Origin of the sequence: Aeromonas sp. SER, from assembly GCF_038739615.1 — a bacterium.
Taxonomy (GTDB): Bacteria; Pseudomonadota; Gammaproteobacteria; order Enterobacterales; family Aeromonadaceae; genus Aeromonas; species Aeromonas jandaei.
On record NZ_JBCGFC010000005.1, the window covers coordinates 26441 to 43922 of the forward strand.

The 17482-nt window shown below is 57.8% G+C and carries 23 protein-coding genes; 8 read left to right on the forward strand and 15 right to left on the reverse strand.

The features are described 5' to 3' along the window. Positions 1 to 12: 12 nt before the first annotated feature. A complete protein-coding gene (locus tag AAHA41_RS09170) occupies positions 13 to 225 on the forward strand; it encodes a hypothetical protein (RefSeq protein WP_050513450.1) in 213 nt (70 codons plus the stop codon). 41 nt (positions 226 to 266) lie between these two features. Here AAHA41_RS09170 and AAHA41_RS09175 read toward each other — a convergent pair whose 3' ends face one another. After that, positions 267 to 1175: a pseudouridine-5'-phosphate glycosidase gene (locus AAHA41_RS09175; RefSeq protein WP_005335313.1), complete on the reverse strand. Its 909-nt coding sequence runs from the start codon at positions 1173 to 1175 to the stop codon at positions 267 to 269. Beyond that, on the reverse strand, positions 1169 to 2260 hold the full coding sequence (locus tag AAHA41_RS09180) for a PfkB family carbohydrate kinase (RefSeq protein WP_043850319.1): 1092 nt from the start codon (positions 2258 to 2260) through the stop codon (positions 1169 to 1171). Before AAHA41_RS09180 ends, AAHA41_RS09175 begins: the two co-directional genes overlap by 7 nt. Positions 2261 to 2463: 203 nt before the next feature. Here AAHA41_RS09180 and AAHA41_RS09185 point away from each other — a divergent pair, with 203 nt between their 5' ends. Beyond that, positions 2464 to 2928 carry an RNA methyltransferase gene (locus AAHA41_RS09185; protein ID WP_201968367.1) on the forward strand — a complete coding sequence of 155 codons (465 nt, stop codon included), beginning with the start codon at positions 2464 to 2466 and terminating at the stop codon, positions 2926 to 2928. A gap of 6 nt (positions 2929 to 2934) precedes the next feature. On the opposite strand, the gene AAHA41_RS09190 is transcribed toward AAHA41_RS09185, so the two are convergent. Continuing rightward, positions 2935 to 3687 carry a hypothetical protein gene (locus AAHA41_RS09190; RefSeq protein WP_323069045.1) on the reverse strand — a complete coding sequence of 251 codons (753 nt, stop codon included), beginning with the start codon at positions 3685 to 3687 and terminating at the stop codon, positions 2935 to 2937. A gap of 194 nt (positions 3688 to 3881) precedes the next feature. Here AAHA41_RS09190 and AAHA41_RS09195 point away from each other — a divergent pair, with 194 nt between their 5' ends. Continuing rightward, positions 3882 to 4313: a universal stress protein gene (locus tag AAHA41_RS09195; protein WP_033114597.1), complete on the forward strand. Its 432-nt coding sequence runs from the start codon at positions 3882 to 3884 to the stop codon at positions 4311 to 4313. A gap of 67 nt (positions 4314 to 4380) precedes the next feature. On the opposite strand, the gene AAHA41_RS09200 is transcribed toward AAHA41_RS09195, so the two are convergent. The 4 genes from AAHA41_RS09200 to crp form a co-directional block, all read right to left on the reverse strand. Continuing rightward, entirely contained in the window at positions 4381 to 5016 is a 636-nt protein-coding gene (locus tag AAHA41_RS09200; RefSeq protein ID WP_033114598.1) for a murein L,D-transpeptidase catalytic domain family protein, read from the reverse strand. A gap of 176 nt (positions 5017 to 5192) precedes the next feature. After that, positions 5193 to 6305, reverse strand: a complete 1113-nt coding sequence (locus AAHA41_RS09205) for a porin (protein WP_041210524.1) — start codon at positions 6303 to 6305, stop codon at positions 5193 to 5195. Between the two features lie 327 nt (positions 6306 to 6632). Further along, a complete protein-coding gene (locus AAHA41_RS09210; protein WP_201910557.1) occupies positions 6633 to 7433 on the reverse strand; it encodes a putative RNA methyltransferase in 801 nt (266 codons plus the stop codon). 108 nt (positions 7434 to 7541) lie between these two features. Continuing rightward, complete coding sequence (crp, locus tag AAHA41_RS09215) at positions 7542 to 8180, reverse strand: cAMP-activated global transcriptional regulator CRP (protein WP_005335304.1); 639 nt, start codon at positions 8178 to 8180, stop codon at positions 7542 to 7544. 333 nt (positions 8181 to 8513) lie between these two features. Here crp and AAHA41_RS09220 point away from each other — a divergent pair, with 333 nt between their 5' ends. Next, positions 8514 to 8918: an OsmC family protein gene (locus AAHA41_RS09220; protein ID WP_033114601.1), complete on the forward strand. Its 405-nt coding sequence runs from the start codon at positions 8514 to 8516 to the stop codon at positions 8916 to 8918. A gap of 49 nt (positions 8919 to 8967) precedes the next feature. Continuing rightward, a complete protein-coding gene (locus AAHA41_RS09225) occupies positions 8968 to 9264 on the forward strand; it encodes an MliC family protein (protein WP_182926105.1) in 297 nt (98 codons plus the stop codon). Between the two features lie 89 nt (positions 9265 to 9353). Here the strand turns inward: AAHA41_RS09225 and AAHA41_RS09230 are convergent, their stop codons facing one another. The 3 genes from AAHA41_RS09230 to AAHA41_RS09240 are packed head-to-tail and all read right to left on the reverse strand — an operon-like array spanning position 9354 to position 11050. After that, positions 9354 to 9887: a DUF4136 domain-containing protein gene (locus tag AAHA41_RS09230; protein ID WP_323069044.1), complete on the reverse strand. Its 534-nt coding sequence runs from the start codon at positions 9885 to 9887 to the stop codon at positions 9354 to 9356. A gap of 16 nt (positions 9888 to 9903) precedes the next feature. Further along, positions 9904 to 10773, reverse strand: a complete 870-nt coding sequence (locus AAHA41_RS09235; RefSeq protein ID WP_041210528.1) for a phosphoribulokinase — start codon at positions 10771 to 10773, stop codon at positions 9904 to 9906. Between the two features lie 52 nt (positions 10774 to 10825). After that, positions 10826 to 11050 (reverse strand): YheU family protein, encoded by a 225-nt coding sequence (locus tag AAHA41_RS09240; RefSeq protein ID WP_041210529.1) that lies wholly within the window; start codon positions 11048 to 11050, stop codon positions 10826 to 10828. Positions 11051 to 11147: 97 nt separating this feature from the next. Between AAHA41_RS09240 and AAHA41_RS09245 the strand changes: the two genes are divergently transcribed. Further along, positions 11148 to 12299, forward strand: a complete 1152-nt coding sequence (locus tag AAHA41_RS09245; protein WP_323069022.1) for a membrane-associated sensor domain-containing protein — start codon at positions 11148 to 11150, stop codon at positions 12297 to 12299. Here AAHA41_RS09245 and AAHA41_RS09250 read toward each other — a convergent pair. The 3 genes from AAHA41_RS09250 to AAHA41_RS09260 form a co-directional block, all read right to left on the reverse strand. Beyond that, positions 12278 to 13264 (reverse strand): hydrolase, encoded by a 987-nt coding sequence (locus tag AAHA41_RS09250; protein WP_323069020.1) that lies wholly within the window; start codon positions 13262 to 13264, stop codon positions 12278 to 12280. The genes AAHA41_RS09245 and AAHA41_RS09250 overlap by 22 nt on opposite strands. Before the next feature lie 67 nt (positions 13265 to 13331). Continuing rightward, positions 13332 to 14231 carry a chemotaxis protein gene (locus AAHA41_RS09255; RefSeq protein WP_041210532.1) on the reverse strand — a complete coding sequence of 300 codons (900 nt, stop codon included), beginning with the start codon at positions 14229 to 14231 and terminating at the stop codon, positions 13332 to 13334. A 158-nt stretch (positions 14232 to 14389) separates the two neighbouring features. Then, positions 14390 to 15040 (reverse strand): hypothetical protein, encoded by a 651-nt coding sequence (locus tag AAHA41_RS09260; RefSeq protein WP_323069018.1) that lies wholly within the window; start codon positions 15038 to 15040, stop codon positions 14390 to 14392. 39 nt (positions 15041 to 15079) lie between these two features. Here AAHA41_RS09260 and AAHA41_RS09265 point away from each other — a divergent pair, with 39 nt between their 5' ends. Together AAHA41_RS09265 and slyD are read left to right on the forward strand one after the other, a co-directional pair. Beyond that, the gene (locus AAHA41_RS09265; RefSeq protein WP_323069017.1) at positions 15080 to 15283 is read left to right on the forward strand and encodes a YheV family putative zinc ribbon protein; all 204 of its coding nucleotides are present in this window, start codon (positions 15080 to 15082) and stop codon (positions 15281 to 15283) included. A 143-nt stretch (positions 15284 to 15426) separates the two neighbouring features. Continuing rightward, the gene (gene slyD / locus AAHA41_RS09270; RefSeq protein WP_323069016.1) at positions 15427 to 16104 is read left to right on the forward strand and encodes a peptidylprolyl isomerase; all 678 of its coding nucleotides are present in this window, start codon (positions 15427 to 15429) and stop codon (positions 16102 to 16104) included. Positions 16105 to 16186: 82 nt separating this feature from the next. On the opposite strand, the gene AAHA41_RS09275 is transcribed toward slyD, so the two are convergent. After that, positions 16187 to 16402 (reverse strand): SlyX family protein, encoded by a 216-nt coding sequence (locus AAHA41_RS09275; protein WP_033114612.1) that lies wholly within the window; start codon positions 16400 to 16402, stop codon positions 16187 to 16189. Positions 16403 to 16416: 14 nt separating this feature from the next. Then, positions 16417 to 17385 carry a hypothetical protein gene (locus AAHA41_RS09280; protein WP_323069015.1) on the reverse strand — a complete coding sequence of 323 codons (969 nt, stop codon included), beginning with the start codon at positions 17383 to 17385 and terminating at the stop codon, positions 16417 to 16419. Positions 17386 to 17482 lie beyond the last annotated feature (97 nt).

Sequence of the window (17482 nt, forward strand, 5' to 3'; positions counted from 1 at the left end):
GGGAGACGCGACATGAGCACAGTACAGATGAAATGCGTTCTGCTGATTGCGGGCGTGCTGCTGACGGGGTGTGCCGAGATGAAGGGGGTTGGTCGAACGATTGGCCACACCTCTCGTGATGTCACCCGGGAGATCGGTCATACGACCCGTGATGTGACCAAGGAAATAGGTCACGGCACGCGCGATACCGTCAAGGGCATCGGCAACGAGATTAAAAACATGTGATAGCAGGAGGGCCAACAGGCCCTCCTTTCATTTGCGCTTGATTACAGTGCGGCGGCGATGCGGGCACCGAGCGCCGCGTTGTTCAGTACCAGCTGGATGTTGGCCGCCAGCGAGTTGCCGCCAGTCAGCTCGCAGACACGTGCCAGCAAGAAGGGGGTAGACGCCTTGCCCTTGATCCCCTGCTCGTCCGCTTCATGGAGCGCCCGGGCAATGGCTGCGTCGATATCGGCTTTCGGCATGGCGTGTGCGGTCGGGATGGGATTGGCCACCACGGCGCCGCCCGCCAGTCCCAGCTCCCACTTGAGGCGCAGCGCCTCGGCGATGGCTGCCGGACTCTCCAGTCGATAATCAACCTTGAAGCCGCTCTCGCGGGTGTAGAAAGCGGGCAACTCTTCGGTCTGATAGCCGATCACCGGCACCCCTTGCGTCTCCAGATACTCCAGAGTCAGCCCGATATCGAGAATTGATTTGGCACCGGCACAGACCACTGCCACTGGCGTTTGCGCCAGCTCCTGCAGATCGGCCGAGATATCGAAGGTCTCCTGTGCGCCGCGATGTACCCCGCCAATGCCACCGGTGGCAAAGACCCGGATCCCCGCCATTGCAGCGATGATCATGGTCGAGGCGACCGTGGTGGCCCCCATTCCCTTGCGCGCCAGTACGAACGGAATGTCGCGGCGGCTGCACTTGGTCACGCTGTGGCCAGCTCGGCCCAGCGCTTCCAGCGCACCGGCATCCAGACCCACCTTGAGGCGGCCGTCGAGGATGGCGATGGTGGCCGGAATGGCGCCGTTATCGCGCACCACCTGTTCAACCTGACGGGCCGTCTCCACGTTCTGCGGATAGGGCATGCCGTGGGAGATGATGGTGGATTCGAGGGCAACGACCGGTTTGCCGGCGGCCAGCGCGGCAGCAACTTCCGGTTGGATATCGAGGTAAGCGTTCAGCATGAGTACTCCTCCAGTATGCGGTCAACGGCGGTCTTGCTCAGACCGGAAAAAACGGTATCGGAACAATTGACGGTGAGGGCGGCGCAGCCCAGGGCAAAGCGGGTGGTCTGGGCAATGTCGAGCTCTTGCAGCCAGGCGTGGGCGAGGCCAGCCATAAAGGCATCCCCGCCGCCGGTGACGTTGAGTACCGGACTGCCCAGCACCGGCAGGTGGCCCTGCTGCTCGCCATCGCTGTAGAAGATCCCCTGTTCACCCAGACTGAGGAACAGTCGCTTGACCCCGGCGCGGTGGAACCAGGCAGCCACCATGGGCCAGGTTTCGGGCCCGGCGATGGTCATGCCGCACAGCTGCTCGGCTTCGCTGCGATTGGGTTTGAGGGTGTGGATCTTGCCGAGCCAGGGGCGGATCTTCTCCACCTTGGCCACCGAAACAGTATCGACAAAGATGGCGTGCTCACCTTGCCGCTCGAACAGCCAATCAAGGGTGTGAATGGCCAGATTGGTGTCGAGCACCCAGAGCCGGGCACCGCCGAGAAAGCCACCGAGCGGGGTCAGGCGGGCAGGAGTGAGCTGCTCGATAATGGCCATGTCATTGATGGCACAGCTCATTTCGCCGCTGCCATCATGCAGGCTGAGATAACAGGAGGTGGTGTGGCCATCGAGCACCAGAGTCTGGCGCACATCGACGCCGGCCCGCTGACTTACCTCCAGCAGATGGTGACCATACTGGTCGTTACCGACTGCGGTCAGCAGTCGGGTATCGCTGCCGAGCCGTGCCAGATTCTCTGCGATATTGCGGCCAACACCACCGGCCGAGGTGCGCACCTTGCCCGGATTGGAGTCGCCGAGCAGCAGGTTGTCGTGGCTGGTGCCGCAAATATCCATATTGGCACCGCCGATCACCACCACGTAGGGGCCTTCTCGCAGTACATAACCTCTGCCTTGCACATACCCCTGCCGGATCAGGCTTGAGATGTGGCTGGCCAGCGCAGAGCGGCTGATGCCGAGGCGATCGGCCAGCTCCTGCTGGGCAATCATGGGATCCTGACGCAGCAGGGCGAGGATCTCTTGTTCACGCTCAGTCATAGACAAGCATCCATTTACAAACGTTTGTCCATTATTGCTGGGAAACGTTTGTCGGCTATCGGTTTGTACAAAATTTGTCGGCTTGCGCACAAAAAATCGACATCCGTGATGGGGCGACGAGTTGTTGAGCCTGGTGAGGTACTTTTAACGGGTCGGTGGCCCCGCAGCGGCTTATAATGGCCGCCGCAAGATGAGGAGAGATGATGGAAAAGAGAGCATTCTGCTGCGTAGGGCTGGTCAATCCCAAATCCCCGGAAAATGTCGGTGCCGTGATGCGAGCTGCGGGTTGCTACGGGGTGGATGAGGTCTACTACACCGGCAACCGCTTCGAACTGGCGCGCCGCTTTGCCACCGATACCAAGCAGATGGTGGAGAAGATCCCGTTGCTCGGGGTGGATGACCTGCTGCAATTCATGCCGGAAGGGTGTGTTCCCGTGGTGGTCGATCTGATCGACGGCGCTACGCCGCTCCCCGACTATATCCATCCGGAACGCGCTTTTTATATCTTCGGGCCGGAGGATGGCACCCTGGATCCCAAGCTCTATGGCGCGGTGAAAGATGTGGTTTATGTGCCGACCCGGGGCTGCATGAATCTGGCTGCATCTGTCAACGTGATCCTCTATGACCGACTGGCCAAGGGGTATTGCCATAACGGGCAGGAAGAGTAGGAAGATTTAACGGATGGGGGCTACTTTTGCCTGCAGCTCCATCTCCTTGATAAAGCCCTGGTAATAGTTGTAGAGCTGATGGCGCCGATAGATATTGGCCAGCTCGCCGCTGCGGATCAGATTGACCATCTCCCTATCCCAAAGCTGCTGCAGTGCTTCCCCTCGCTCGCTGTCGCTAAAAACAGGATAGGTGGGGATCCAGCGTAAAAAGATGCGGCTCATGCTGGTGGGGGGCGGATTGGCGGCGTGCAGCACACCGACGGTCATGTAATAGCGATAGCGCTCCTTCTCGAGCAGCTGGAGGGCCATCTCGTAGCTGTCCACTTCATGCCAGTTCATGGGTACTGATATGTATTTGTCCAGTGCCCATCCCCGCAGCCATAACACCTGCTGGCCAGCCAGACTCTGCTCCCCCTGCCATTTTGGCTGCCACTGCTTGAGCATGATGACAGAGAGATCGTCCGCTGAATCTGGGTATTCCGGCATACGCACATTGCCCAGTTCATGTTGATAGACCCCCAGTGCCATGTCCCCCTTGTTGCGGGTCACCATGGCGAGGGCCCGTTTGTAGGGAACAATATGGGGGACGATGGTGTAACCATGGGGTTGATAGATGCTGTTGACCAAATCAAGGTAGAACCCTTGTCCATCGGTTTGACAGAAACCGGGCCAGTTGTCGCAATAGACGTGGAGTGATTCTGCGCGGCAGAAGAGAGATGCGCAGAGATAACAGACCAACAGACAACCGATACGCAGTATGGTCACAATCGGCCTCTCGAGGGCAGCGAAAAAGGGGGTGTTGATACCTTATTTTACACCATGTGCTCTTTGGGAGGCGCGGTAACCATGCCTTTGAATGCTCGTTTTGCGACAGGGTCGAGAGTTATTTGCAGTCGGGTTGATATGATCTCGTTGAGATTCAATAGCACCCCAATCAGTAGAGGAGACTGCTTATGCCATCGATCAAGACACTGCTTTGTCCCGTCGACTTTTCTCAAATGTCCAAAGCGGTTCTCGACTATGCCGTATTCATGGCGCAAAGCCATGACGCCCGGTTAAAGCTGGTTCACGTCGTCGATCAACTGCATGGTTTTGACAGCTACAAGATCCTGCACATGACTGCTGTCGAGATTACTCATGAGATGGAGCGTCAGGCCAGAACCCAGCTCAAGGAGCTGGTGGCTACCTTGCCGATTCCTGCAACGTTTGACATCCGTTTTGGCCGCGCGGCCGATGAGATTGTCATTCAGGCCAATGATGATGAGGCGGATCTCATCGTGATGGGGAGCCATGGTCGCTCCGGCATCAGCCACCTGCTCGTGGGCAGCGTTGCCGAATCAGTGGTACGTCATGCCCCTTGTCCGGTGCTGGTCGTTCGCCAATAAAACGAGCTGTACGGTTATTTAAAAACAAGTGTTCAAGAAAAGGGCCAGCGATTGCTGACCCTCTTCTTTATCCGTGAGCGTAGATCACGCTCCCTCCCTTGATGGTATCTATGATGGCTCTGGCCTGCTCCTGCGGAAGGGCAGGGCAACCCCAGCTTCTGCCCAGCTTGTCATATTTGAGCAGATGGCGCGGGCTGGCATAGTCCGCTCCATGCACCACGATGGCCCGCTTGCGGGCATTGCTGTTCAGACCCGGAGTCAGACCATCCAGCCGCAGTGAGTAGCCATGCTTGCCAAGATAGGTTTCGGCGGTGCGATAGACACCGAGCGAGCTTTTCATCGAGTTGGGCTGGTTGGAGAATTGATGGGCGGCCAGTTCGCCAGAGTTGCGACCGTGGCTGACCCAAGTGTAGTAGAGCAGTTTGTAGCGTTTCATATCGATGACCAGCAACCGGCGCAGAGTGGATGGTTTGCTGTAATCGATGATGGTCAGAATGGATTTGTTTTTATGGCGCACGCTCTGGTAGCTATTGAGCGCTTTGCGAAAGGTTTGTTGATCAAGTTTGCCGGCGAGGCCGAGCTGACGGTAGAGGCTCTTGTCCCAGCTTGCCTGCGCGGGGGCGGTAAAACCGAGACTTCCCAACAGCAGCGACAGTATCAACCACATCTGCCACCAGATCTTGTTCCAGAACAGTCGTTTCATCCGTGAATGTCCTTCTGTGCACCTTTTTTGTATGCAGATAGCGGCACTTGGCAACTCTCCGCTCGATAGTTATATGCAAGGTGCTGAAAAGGCGCAATAAAAAACCGGCCGCAAGCGGCCGGAAGAAATTCAAACAGTAGACATTGATTTCACAGGTATAACTGACTTCTAAAAACTTAGAAGTTGTACTGCAGGGCTACAGCAACAACGTCATCGGTGTTCTGACCCAGGGAGTTGACGGACTTGCCATCTACGGAATCCAGCAGGTTCAGTTTGTAGTCAATGTAAGCGTTGAAGTTGTCGGTGAAGTTGTACCAGGCACCGATAGATACGTACTCGGTGTAGGTATCATCGATACCGTGAGCGCCATCTTTCACGTCAGTGCGCAGGTAGGCCAGAGAAGGCTTGAACTTGCCGATGGTGTACTGGGCAACGGCTTCGTAACCATCCATCTTCTCGGCGTAGCCGTTCTTGACGAACAGGTGATCTTCACCGTGGGAGTAGGTAGCGGCCAAGTAGAGGTTATCAGCAGCGTACTTGGCACCAAAGCCCATCAGCTTGGCATCTTTCTCGCCACCGAAGGCAGCGTATTTAGCCTGCTCGTCGGTCTTGCCTGCCTGGTTGTATACGGCACCCAGGCTCAGACCCATGTTGAAGTCATAGTTGGCGGAGAAGGCAAAGCCCTCTTTGGAACCGGTGCTGTTCCAGTTGGTGCCAGCAACATACGGGTTGTTACCGTTGAAGGATTGGTTGATTTCGCTGCGGCCGGAGTTCTGCGGATCGTTGTTACCGGTGAACTGGGCGCCCAGGGTCAGACCCTGATAGGTGTAGATGTACTGGGCCAGGCCATTGGTACGACCGGTACCGAATACTTCGGTATTTTTACCCAGGCCGTCACCGCCCCACTCGGGCAGTACGTCGGTGTAGTTGTTAACGGCTTTGGTGAACAGGCCATCCTGACGACCGTAGCTGAAGGCACCGAAGCGGTCGTGCTTGATACCGGCGTAGGCATAACGCAGTTCATCGTTGTCAGAACCGGAAGTCGGCAGGTTGTATTCGGCAAAACCGAACGCTTTCATTTCCGGAGCAATTTTGGTTTCGCCTGCAACGTGCAGACGGAAATAGCTCTGGTCACCTTCGGCGCTGTTGTTGTCAGTGCCATAGTAAGCACCTTGAGCGCGGCCGCCGATGTCCAGCTTGGTGTCGTTCTGGTTGTACACAGTAGCAGCATGGGCACCGCTCGCCAGCAGCAGGCTGGAGATGGCCATAGTCAGTGCAGACTTCTTCATATGCTTATTCCTCTGATGTAAACACTTCCGAACCTGTATTCGGTTCTGTTAAATCGGAAATGGTCCGATAGCCACACGGTAGGCGCCCTAACCTTGACTGGCGCTGAATCTATCTGTGTTTAATTGGCGCCATAAGGAGATGAATATGTTGAGTGTGTCAGGTTTGTACAGTTTAAAAGTCTAGTTAATTCAGATTGTTAGTTTTTTAATCTGAGTTTGGCCGGGGGGAGGGCAAAGGGGAGAGCAATGATTGAGCGTGTGAACCAAATCACGTTTTGATGTTCAAAGGGGGTCGGCGAGAGCAGGGAGCCTGCTCTCGCACTGTGATCAGAGCGGTTTTTGCCACAGGGTCAGCAGCAGATCCTGTTCCAGTTCGTCTGGGCCCTGATGGGTGAACGCGTGGCGCTGCTCACCCGTGGCCCGCCAGCCGAGGCGGCTGGTTTCCAGAATAAAGCTGCGCAGTCCCTGATCGAGAGTCTGGGAGAATTGAGCGCGTTGCTGCGCAATCTTGGTCAGGCCTGCGAGGGCCGGCCAGCTGAGCGGGTGTTCCATGCTGATCGGGTTGAGGCTGACTCTTAGTTGCCACTGATGGCGGGGGCCTGGCTGCAGATAGAGCAGATAGCCGCCCGGTGCCAGCCAGTTGACCAGCTGTTCGGTTTTGATCTTGAGGTCGTTGACCAGCAGCAAGTCAGCGGAGTTTGGCATAAGCGGGGCTTTGGCTGGATCGGCAATGACGAAACTGCCGTCAGGCTGCGCCTTGGTGGCGGCAAAGATGGCATTCTTGGCGATATCGACGCCGGCAAACTGCCAGCCCGGCAGGCGTTCGGCCAGCGCGCGGCAGTAGTAGCCCTCGCCACAGCCCAGATGGATCAGTTCGCGCGGCTCGAGAGGGGCGAGCAGGCTGGCCATTGTTTCGACCAGCGGCAGCTGGTGGCCCTGTTCGAGAAAGTGACGCTTGGCGCGCATCAACGCCCGGCTGTCGCTGTCCTTGGGGTTTTTCTTGCCGGGGATGAGATCCAGATAGCCTTCCGGGGCTGGATCAAAGTGGTGCTTGTTGTCGCAGTAGCGACCCTTTGAGGCTTCATGCAGATGAAGCTGGCTGCGGCAACGGGGACATTGAAGGTGCATAGCGATTCTCTTGGCGAAAGCTGGAACGGGCGTTCGGGATTATAGGGGAGGTGATCAAAAAAGGCTGCCGTAGCAGCCTTTTGGAGCCAGTGGTCCGGGACCAGTGGATCAGCGGGTACCGAATACCACAATGGTTTTACCGTGGGCAGAGATGAGCTCCTGCTCTTCCAGCATCTTGAGGATGCGGCCAACGGTTTCACGGGAGCAGCCGACGATCTGGCCGATCTCCTGACGGGTGATCTTGATCTGCATGCCATCCGGGTGGGTCATGGCATCCGGCTGTTTGGCCAAGTTCAGCAGGGTCTGGGCAATCCGGCCGGTTACATCCAGGAAGGCGAGGTTACCCACCTTCTGGCTGGTGTGCTGCAGGCGCTTGGCCATCTGGCCGGAGAGGCGCATCAGGATATCTGGGTTGACCTGGATCAGCTGACGGAACTTCTTGTAGGAGATCTCGGCAACTTCGCAGGAGCCCTTGGCGCGCACCCAGGCAGAGCGCTCGGGATTTTCGTTCTCTTCGAACATACCCATCTCGCCGAGGAAATCCCCCTGGTTGAGATAGGAGAGGATCATCTCTTTGCCCTCGTCGTCCTTGATCAGCACAGCAACCGTGCCCTTGACGATGTAGTAGAGGGTTTCCGCTTTTTCACCCGCGTGGATCAGGGTGCTCTTGGCGGGGTACTTATGAATGTGGCAGTGCGACAAGAACCATTCCAGGGTGGGATCGCTTTGCGGTTTGCCAATAACCATGAGAATTCCTCTGTAGTGTCTTTTTATGGACTCGAGCGTCCAGGCAAGCAGCCAACTCTTGCCATTCCTTGTATTAGTCGCAGTAGGATAAGAGCCTTTGTCTGTGCTGACAAGGCTTTGCGCCCTTTTGAATAGAGCCCTTTGAGTAATGCCTGCTGCGCCGCTTCAGCCATTCTAGGGAAGATAGGGAGGGGAGATGTTGATTTTGATCTATTAACCTCCCAATCATCTTGCCCCTGTGGTTGCCCGGTCGGGTGAAGAGATGCCGAAGCCGTGATGGCTGGGGTATGCTAGGGGCATCATGAGCACAGGCTTAACCAAAGAGGATGCGAGATGAAAGCCAAGGTCAGCTGGGTTGAAGGGATGAAGTTTGTCGGGGAGAGCGAATCTGGACACAAGGTGATCCTGGATGGCGCCAACCCGGGCGAGGGGGCCAGCCCGCTGGAGATGGTGTTGCTGGCCGTGGGCGGTTGCAGCTCCATCGACGTGGTATCCATTCTGGAGAAGGCGCGTCAGGTCGTGACGGCTTGCCATGTTGAACTCGACGGTGAGCGGGTTGACAGTGTGCCCCGGGTCTTTGAAAAGATTAATCTCCATTTTGTGGTGACCGGCAAGGGGCTGGCAGAAAAGCAGGTTGCCAGAGCGGTCGAGTTGTCGATGGAGAAATATTGTTCTGTTTCCCTGATGTTGGAAAAAGCGGTACAAATTACCCATAGTTATCAAATTCTTGAGGCTTGATAACCGAAGCGTTGTTCCATCGATAACGCCATGACATAAGGAAAGTGCAATGAAAAAGATGATCGCTCTGCTTCCCCTGTTGGGTCTGGCTGCGTGCACCAGCCCGCAACCCACCAAGTATCAGTACAGTCAGTACCAGTGCGGGGAAGAGCTGTTGGCCATTACTTATGATGCTCAGGCTGACATGGTGCAGTTCCCCTATGCCGGGGTCTATCACAAGCTGGCTCGTGTCGAATCGGATAACGGTGCCAAATATTCCGACGGCGTGACCACCTTCTGGAATCAGGACAAACAGGCACTGCTGACCCAGAAAGGGGTGACTCTGCTCACCTGCAAGCTGAAGTAATCCCGGCGCGAGCCAACAAAAAGAGCGGCTTGTCATCTGACAAGCCGCTCTTTTTTATTCAAATCATCAGCAAGAAACTGATGAGGACGTCAGTGGGTGGGGACTGGCGCCAGCAGTTTGGCCGCGAGCTGCTGGCTGAGAGCCTGGCGCTGGTTATCGGCAATGGCTGCATCGCTGGCCAGCGAGATGACGCTGCTCCAGACTGCTTTCTGGGTTTTGCGGTCGAGCAACACAATGGCCAGGGTGCCCTTGCGCTGATCCGGTGCGGCCTGCACCCCGGGTGTCATGCCAAGGCGGGCAAAAATCTGGCCATCGCTGATATCCTTGTCACCCGCCACACCGATAGCGACCCAGAGATCCGCTTCATCAAGAGGAACGCTCTGCCACCCCTTGCCATTGAGTTCTTTACTGACCGCATTCTGGATGGGTTCGAGCCACCCTTCGGCCTGATCGCCGGCAAACTGATACTGTTCGGCCAGGGCGTAGCGCGGAGTGGCGCCGAAGGTCCAGTCACCGAGCGAGCGAGCCACCATGGTTCCAGGTTCAAACGTTGGTGCTGACGGCCCGCTGCTGCAGCCACCCAGCAGGCCGAACAGCACCACAGAGAGAGAGGCAAAGCGCATCATAAGCTCCTTTGTATCAGGTGATTTTGCCCGTTTCGAGCAGTTGCTGGATCAGCGGCTTGAGGATCAGCTCCATCGCAAAGCCCATTTTGCCACCCGGAACAACGATTGTGTTCATCCGCGACATGAACGAGCCATCGATCATCGAAAGCAGGTAGGGGAAATCCACCTGTTTGATGCCGCGAAACCGGATCACCAGCATACTCTCGTCCAGGCTCGGGATCACCTTGGCGCTGAAAGGGTTGGAGGTATCCACCGTCGGAACCCGCTGGAAGTTGATGTGGGTGCGGGAAAACTGCGGGGTGATGAAGTTGATGTAGTCATCCATGGAGCGGACGATGGAGTCGGTTACCGCCTCACGGGAGTGGCCCCGCTCCGAGGTGTCGCGAATGAGCTTCTGGATCCACTCCAGGTTGACGATGGGCACTACGCCTATCAGAAAGTCCACGTGGCGAGCCACATTGTGATCTTCGGTGACTACACCGCCGTGAAGCCCCTCATAGAAGAGCAGGTCGGTATCGTTCGGCAGATGCTGCCAGGGGGTGAAGGTGCCGGGCATCTGGTTGAAGGGCACTGCTTCATCAAAGCTGTGCAGATAGCGGCGGTACTGGCCGGTGCCATCCTGGCCATAGCCCTGAAAGAAACTCTCCAACAGTCCGAAATCATTGGCCTCGGGGCCGAAATAGCTGATGTGGCGCCCCTGTTCACGGGCCTTGCGGATCGCTACGTCCATCTCGGGGCGGGTGTAGCGGTGAAAACTGTCACCCTCGACCACTGCCGCCTGGTAACCAAGCTGATGAAACATGGAGCGAAAGGCGATGGTGGAGGTGGAGGTGCCGGCACCGGATGAACCGGTGACGGCAATAATGGGGTGCTTGGCCGACATAGAATTCTCTCTTCCTTGGAAATTCCGTTATAAAGGCAGGCTTCGGGTTCGGTCAAGCCGACTCGTCAAAGCGATCTTTGGGCACAATATTGACCGACTCGTGCAGCTCGCTGTAGACGATCACCGCCTTGCCTTGCTGTAATTGGCTGCGCACTTCCTCAACCTTGGTACCCAGTGATACATCCTGTTCGCCATACTCGGTTCCTTCCTGCAGTACGAAATGTTCGATCAGGTTGGTCAGGGTGTCGGCATCCAACTCTTGCCAGGGAATTATCATGAAGGGATCTCGATGCAAAAAGATATAACCACCGAGCTATTGTTGTGTTGAATTGCGCGAGTGCAACCAATTTCTACTTTTTTCGCCGGAGTCCGAGATGTTGTCTGAAGAGCAGCGCAGTGCGCCGTTAACCCTGGCGGATCATCTGGATCAGGCGCGCCGGCAGGCCATTGGTCGCGGCATGGTGTGGTTCTGGCTGCTGAACTGGCTGGTGGTGCTGTTTCTGGCGATTCGCTATGAGGTTTACAGTCAGGCAGGCCTTGCCAGTGATCACATGCTGCCATGGAGTTTTCAGAGTGAGTTGGCCCTGGTGATGGTGGCATTGTTGTTGCTGCCTGTTATCAGCCTGTTTTGTGACCATCTGCAGGATCGCATCTGGTTGCGGATAGCGGCGCTGGTGATGGTGCTCTGGGGGGGGGTCTGGACCCTGCATATTTACACCCTTGGCCAGGTCGAGCTGCGTGGCGGCCTCAGTTATGCCCATGGGATCATGCGGCTCAACCTGCTGGCGGCACTCATCGCGTTTTATCCCGATCGCAAGGTGTTTTACGGCTATCTCTTGGGGCCGCTGACTGCTGGCGTGGGAATCGAGCTTTTTTTAAAGGTCGATTTTCCCCAGATCTATCTGCTTGGCGTGCTGTTCGGCATTATTGCACTGGAGGTGGGACGACGAATGCTCAACCGCTGGTTCGAGTTGGCGATCGTGCGCGAACACGAGAATCTGGTTCTGCTGCGCCGTCTTGACCGGCTGGCCAAGCAGGATCCGCTGACCGGCGTTGCCAACCGGCGTCACTTCAATGTCGAGCTGGAGCGGGGGCTCACTCATAGCGGTGAGAGCGGCATGCCTCTCTCACTGATTCTTATCGATGTGGACTACTTCAAGCGTTTCAACGACCGCTATGGCCATCAGGCCGGAGATATATGTCTCAAGGAGGTGGCAACTGCGCTCACCCATTCGGTTCGTACCCCGTCAGATTTGGTTGCCCGTTATGGCGGTGAGGAGTTTGTCCTGTTGCTGCCGGATGCGGATCAGCTGGGGGCTCGTGAGGTGGCGCGGCGGCTGCAGGAGGGGATGGCCAGCCTGCAGCTGGAGCATCAGGCTTCTGATGTCGCCTCCTGGGTGACGGTGAGTCAGGGGATTGCCACACTGCTGCCCGGTGAAAGTGCAAGCCAGTTGCTGGAGCGGGCTGATCAGGCGCTCTATCGGGCCAAGGAGTCGGGGCGCAATCAGTTCTGTGTCGCGGCCTGACTCTGTTCGGCGATCCAGCGGCTGATCCGCTCGTCCAGCCAGAAGCGGGGACGCCACGGAGTGCCGTGCAGGAAGCCGACATGACCGCCACGGCGGCTCAATTCATAGTGCACATGGGGCGAGAGCTGCTCGGGGCGCGGGATGACGGCATCGGACATAAAGGGATCGTCGGCGGCGTGCAGGATCAGGGTAGGGATGGGGATCTGGTCCAGCAGCGGCAACCCCGAGCAGCTCTGGTAGTAGTGGCTGGCGCTGTGAAAACCGTGCAGCGGCGCGGTTACCAGCTCGTCAAAGTCACGCAGAGTGGCTATGTCTTTCACTTGCTTCGGTTGCCAGCGCTCGCTGGCTTTTTGCTGCTGACTGATCTTGTTCAACAGGTTACGGCGCATGGTGCGCAGCAGATAGTTCTGATAGACCTTGGAAAATCCCTGATTGACCCGCTCGGCACAGCTGGCCAGTTGCAGCGGGGCCGAGACCACCACCGCCGCCTTCACCGCCGCAGGGCAGGCGCGTGCCAGCAGATTGACCAGCATATTGCCCCCCAGAGAAAAGCCGATGGCGATCAATGGCTTGTCCGGAAAACGCCGGCTCAGCTCGGCGATGACCTCTTGGGCATCGTCGATGGCGCCGGAGTGATAGGCCTGCAGATGGCGGTTTGGCTCGCCACTGCAGCCGCGAAAGTGCATCAGTACCGCCGCCATCCCCTGTTGTTGCAGATAGCCAAATAGCCCCTTGGCGTAGTGGGAGTGGATGCTTCCCTCCAGACCATGAAATACCACCACCAGCGGCTGCGTATCAGCCGTGATTTCTCCGCTCCATGCGAGATCGACAAAATCCCCGTCAGTCAGTTCGAAGCGCTCGGCCACAAATCGGGCCGGAGTCCGGCGCAGCCATTTGGGCAGAATGGTTTGCAGGTGGGGATTGCGAGCCCACCATGGGGCGTGGAAGTGGCTTTCTGTGAGCATGGCGATGATCCGCTACGGCGATAATAAGATGACAAACCGGCGAGCAGGGCTGCCCGCCGGATGGGGATCAGACCAGCAGTTTGTCGTGGTGCTCGGCACCGCGCAGCATGGCCTGGATCAGCTCGTTGGCCTCAAACTTGGTCAGCGCCTCGTGGGCGCCCACCTGATGGGCACGTTCGACACTGATTTCGCTCGAGAGGGAGGTGTGCAGAATGATGTAGGCTCCGGCCAGCTTGCTGTCGCTTTGCACCTCGAAGGCGAGCTCGTAGCCATCGAGTCCCGGCATCTCGATATCGCTCACCAGAATGTCGATCGGTGTTTTCTGGCTTGCCCGCTCCTGCATCAGGGCCAGCGCGTCCTTGCCGTTGGTGCTCACCTCATAGGGGATATTGATGTAGTCGAGCGCCGCCATCAGCTGGCGCCGGGCGACGGAGGAGTCATCCACCAGCAGGATCCGCATCGGCTTGATCCGTTCGCGCTGCACATCGGTCAGCACCGGATAGAGGTGGCTCGGGTCATCGGGGTAGACCCGCGACAGGATAAGTTCGACGTCCAGCAGCTGGATCAGCTGATCGTTGACCCGGGTTACCCCGGTCACAAAGACGTTGTGACCCAGCGAAGCGGGAGGGGGCTCGATATCGCGCCAGTTGCACTCGGTGATCTTGTCGATACCGCGCACCAGAAAACCGACCAGAGTGCGGCGGCAATCGGTGATGATGATAAAGCAGTGCGGCATCTCCTCCTTGCTGATGGGGCGATAGCCCACCGCCATCGCCATGTCGATCACCGGAATGGTGGAACCGCGCATGTTGGCTGCCCCCAGCACGGTGGGGTGAGAGTGGGGCATGGCCGTCAGCTGGGTATAGGGCACTATCTCCTTCACCTTGAGAGTGCCGATGGCAAAAGATTGCTTGGCAGAGAGATGAAACAGCAACATGCCCTGTGATTGATTGGCTTTGCTCGTCATGGCAGGTGTCCTGTTGGTCGAAACTGTGGCTGTCATTTCTGGCCTCTAGCATAAAGGATTGCGGGGGCGATGGCCCCTTTGTTAACGGCCATCTGGCAAAAAGCTGGACTCAATCAGCCAAGATTTTAGCTCATTGGCTCCGGGTGGCCCTATTCCCCCTAATCTTGTACCACTCCCCAGTGCTGGCAGGCAGCTTGCAGTGTGGCCTCATCGCCATAACCCAGTTTGTTGGCGACCTGAGAGGCCTTGCTCCCCCCCTTGAGCAGTCTGAGTGCCTGCAGCAGTTGCCACTGTTGTTGCAGCTCTTCTCCTGCCAGCGGTGCATCGCCACGTTGCTGCCACTCTGCCAGGGCTTGTGCTTCGCCGAGGGCCAAAGCCTGCCAGCATTGCTGCAGCGCTTCATTATCCTGTGACTGGATGGTGCACTGCAGCAGCTCATCGAGGATCACCTGCAGGCGGTGGCCATAGGCCCCTTGCCACTCTTGCGGCCGTTGCCACAGGGCAAGGGCGTCGAGCAGGGCATCGAGCAGGGGCGTGGCTTGCAGCCAGCCAGCCTGCTGCGGCTGGGTCACGCGCAAAGAGACGTTCAGCTGATCGTAATCACAACCGCTGAGCGGGCTGAAGGCGGCCAACGCATCGGCACAGAGCCAGAAGCAGCTGCCAGCCGGCAGCAGGAGTTCATGCTGGCCAAGTCTCAGCAGCGCCGCACCCCGGGTGATCCGCAGCAGTTGTCCGACCGGCGTGCGTTTGCGGTTGCCAGCCTGCAGGCCGTGACAGGAAAAATGGTGATACTCGATGGCGTGATGCATGTAAAAACCCTGATATGATGCTGCCTGGAGGTAACAAATATGGAAACCAGACGTAAAAAACGCTTCATTGCCGGTGCGGTTTGCCCGGCGTGCGGCAAATTGGACAACATGATGCTGTATATGGAGCATGGAGTCGAGAAGGTGACCTGCGTCGCGTGCGGTGATACCCAGGCGCAGACACCGGAACAGGTGGAGCGGGTAACCCGTGAAGCCGAAGAGGTGATCGGCGTATTTCGTCCCTGATAGCCCTGAAGAGTGCAGGGCGTTGTTGCTCAAACTGGTGGCATCGCCGATTTTTTCATCGCCCGCTGACGGGGCATGGCATATGCGCGGCCCGCTTTTTAGGTTATTCTGGGCCCGTTTTTTTCTATCCGCAGGATCCTGACATGAAAGTAGCTCCTCTGAGCGTGGTTACGCTGGAATACACAGTCACCGACGAGCACGGTGAAGTCATCGACAGCACTGTCGGCAAAGAGCCGCTGGTCTATCTGCACGGCACCCGTTATCTGGTTTCCGGCCTCGAAGCCGAGCTGGAAGGTCGTGCGGTAGGTGAAGCCTTCGAAGTGACCCTGACCCCGAGCCAGGCCTACGGCGAATACGACGAGTCTCTGGTGCAGGACGTGCCGGGCGAGCTGTTCGACGGCATGGAAGTCTCCGAAGGGGATACTTTCGTGGCTGAAACCGACGACGGCCATCGTCCGGTGACCGTGGTTGAAGTGTCCGAAGAGTTCGTCAAGGTAGATGGCAACCATCCGCTGGCTGGCGTGACTCTGGGCTTCAAGGTCGAGATCAAGGACGTGCGCGCTGCCACTGCCGAAGAGCTGGCTCACGGCCACGTTCACGGTGCCGGCGGTTGCGGTCACGACCATGGTCATGACCACGATCACGGCCATGGCGGTTGCTGCGGTGGTCACGGTCACGACCACGACCACGACGAAGAGCACGCTCACGGCGGTTGCTGTGGCGGTGCCGGTCACAGCCACGAGCATGACCACGGCGACGACCATGGTCATGGCGGGTGCTGCGGTGGTGGCGGTTGTGGTGGCAAGGGCCATCACCACTGATCACGGCCACGCCGATGATAAAAAACCCGCGATTTATCGCGGGTTTTTTATTGGACAACATTTGCCGGGCAGAGAGCGCTCATCAGTAGTGAGGAGGTGGGGTCTCTTCGGCCATGCTGGCGATCTGGCTCGGTTGCACGCTCTTGAGCTTGTCGATCAGCAGTTGGATCTGGTGCTTGAGCCGGTCGAGCTCGCGCCCCTGGGTAGTGACCTCATCGTTGAGCAGCTCTATGGTGTACTCCGCATAGGCGAGACGGGTTTCCAGGGTTTCGATGCGTTCGTTTAAATGCTGACTCATGGGCCTGCGGGTCCTTACTTGATGGTCCAGATTTCGGCCAGGCCACTGGAGCTGGCGCTGACAAGGTGGCTATTGTCGCGCAAAGCCACGCCATAGACCACTGCACTGGGCGGTTTTACCTTGGGATGGGGCGAAACCAGCCAGCTCTGCAACAGGGCGCCATCGCTCACCTGCCACAGCGAGAGCTGACGGGAGGGAGCGCCGGTGATGAGCCATTTGCCATCGTTGGCGAAGCGGGCGCCGGTGTAGACCTCGAACCTGTGCCCGAATTGCAGCTGGCTCATCTCTTTGCCTGTTTTCAGATCCCAGATGCTGCCCCTGCTGCTGTCGGCGGTGAAGGCGTAGCGACCGCTCGGCTCCAGCCGTGCCATGACCACCCGGCCACCATGGTTGAAGCGCCAGACCACCTGACCGCTGCGGGTATCCCACAGATAGGCGCTGTAGTCGTTGCCGCCGGTCAGAGCGTAGCGGCCGTTAGCGGAGAGATCCACCGTATTGATCTGCTCGGTGTGACCGAGAAACTGCAAGCGCCGTCCGGTTTGGGTGTCGACCCACTCCGCTTTGCCATCTTCACGTCCGATCAGCACATTGCGTCCGTCTGCCGAGAGGGCAATATCCCTCAGCCTGGATTCAGGAAGCGAGTAGTAGCCTTGCGCTTGGCCATTATGCAGCTGCCAGATGGCAAAGGTGGTGGCTGTGGCGGTCACGGCGTGACTATCCCTTTGCGCAAAACGGACGATGGAGACCAGATCATCGGGGGAGTCGGATTGTTTCCAGCGCCAGCGCTGGCGGTTCTGCTCCAGATCCCAGACCACGACCCCCTGGCCGAGGCTGGAGATGATGGCCTGCTTGCCGTCACTGGCCAGATCGGCGGCCAGCAGACCCGAGTTGGCGAGGGAAAGTTGCCGGTCTGGTCGGGCACTCTGCTCGCAGCCGGTGAGCATGAGGCAGAGGCCTAGCAGATAAATGGCACTTTTTATCATTTTTGATGTCTCACGCTTTTGTTACCTGCAATCACGGCGTTAGTATAAGGCGCTTATCACGATAAACCTCTCATTTCACGATGGAACCGAGAGCGGT

Excerpts from the sequence above, each read along its gene's own strand:
- AAHA41_RS09170 (WP_050513450.1), top strand. The coding sequence starts at position 13 with ATGAGCACAGTACAGATGAAATGCGTTCTGCTGATTGCGGGCGTGCTG.
- AAHA41_RS09175 (WP_005335313.1), bottom strand. The coding sequence starts at position 1,175 with ATGCTGAACGCTTACCTCGATATCCAACCGGAAGTTGCTGCCGCGCTG.
- AAHA41_RS09180 (WP_043850319.1), bottom strand. The coding sequence starts at position 2,260 with ATGACTGAGCGTGAACAAGAGATCCTCGCCCTGCTGCGTCAGGATCCC.
- AAHA41_RS09185 (WP_201968367.1), top strand. The coding sequence starts at position 2,464 with ATGGAAAAGAGAGCATTCTGCTGCGTAGGGCTGGTCAATCCCAAATCC.
- AAHA41_RS09195 (WP_033114597.1), top strand. The coding sequence starts at position 3,882 with ATGCCATCGATCAAGACACTGCTTTGTCCCGTCGACTTTTCTCAAATG.
- AAHA41_RS09200 (WP_033114598.1), bottom strand. The coding sequence starts at position 5,016 with ATGAAACGACTGTTCTGGAACAAGATCTGGTGGCAGATGTGGTTGATA.
- AAHA41_RS09205 (WP_041210524.1), bottom strand. The coding sequence starts at position 6,305 with ATGAAGAAGTCTGCACTGACTATGGCCATCTCCAGCCTGCTGCTGGCG.
- AAHA41_RS09210 (WP_201910557.1), bottom strand. The coding sequence starts at position 7,433 with ATGCACCTTCAATGTCCCCGTTGCCGCAGCCAGCTTCATCTGCATGAA.
- crp (WP_005335304.1), bottom strand. The coding sequence starts at position 8,180 with ATGGTTATTGGCAAACCGCAAAGCGATCCCACCCTGGAATGGTTCTTG.
- AAHA41_RS09220 (WP_033114601.1), top strand. The coding sequence starts at position 8,514 with ATGAAAGCCAAGGTCAGCTGGGTTGAAGGGATGAAGTTTGTCGGGGAG.
- AAHA41_RS09225 (WP_182926105.1), top strand. The coding sequence starts at position 8,968 with ATGAAAAAGATGATCGCTCTGCTTCCCCTGTTGGGTCTGGCTGCGTGC.
- AAHA41_RS09230 (WP_323069044.1), bottom strand. The coding sequence starts at position 9,887 with ATGCGCTTTGCCTCTCTCTCTGTGGTGCTGTTCGGCCTGCTGGGTGGC.
- AAHA41_RS09235 (WP_041210528.1), bottom strand. The coding sequence starts at position 10,773 with ATGTCGGCCAAGCACCCCATTATTGCCGTCACCGGTTCATCCGGTGCC.
- AAHA41_RS09240 (WP_041210529.1), bottom strand. The coding sequence starts at position 11,050 with ATGATAATTCCCTGGCAAGAGTTGGATGCCGACACCCTGACCAACCTG.
- AAHA41_RS09245 (WP_323069022.1), top strand. The coding sequence starts at position 11,148 with ATGTTGTCTGAAGAGCAGCGCAGTGCGCCGTTAACCCTGGCGGATCAT.
- AAHA41_RS09250 (WP_323069020.1), bottom strand. The coding sequence starts at position 13,264 with ATGCTCACAGAAAGCCACTTCCACGCCCCATGGTGGGCTCGCAATCCC.
- AAHA41_RS09255 (WP_041210532.1), bottom strand. The coding sequence starts at position 14,231 with ATGACGAGCAAAGCCAATCAATCACAGGGCATGTTGCTGTTTCATCTC.
- AAHA41_RS09260 (WP_323069018.1), bottom strand. The coding sequence starts at position 15,040 with ATGCATCACGCCATCGAGTATCACCATTTTTCCTGTCACGGCCTGCAG.
- AAHA41_RS09265 (WP_323069017.1), top strand. The coding sequence starts at position 15,080 with ATGGAAACCAGACGTAAAAAACGCTTCATTGCCGGTGCGGTTTGCCCG.
- slyD (WP_323069016.1), top strand. The coding sequence starts at position 15,427 with ATGAAAGTAGCTCCTCTGAGCGTGGTTACGCTGGAATACACAGTCACC.
- AAHA41_RS09275 (WP_033114612.1), bottom strand. The coding sequence starts at position 16,402 with ATGAGTCAGCATTTAAACGAACGCATCGAAACCCTGGAAACCCGTCTC.
- AAHA41_RS09280 (WP_323069015.1), bottom strand. The coding sequence starts at position 17,385 with ATGATAAAAAGTGCCATTTATCTGCTAGGCCTCTGCCTCATGCTCACC.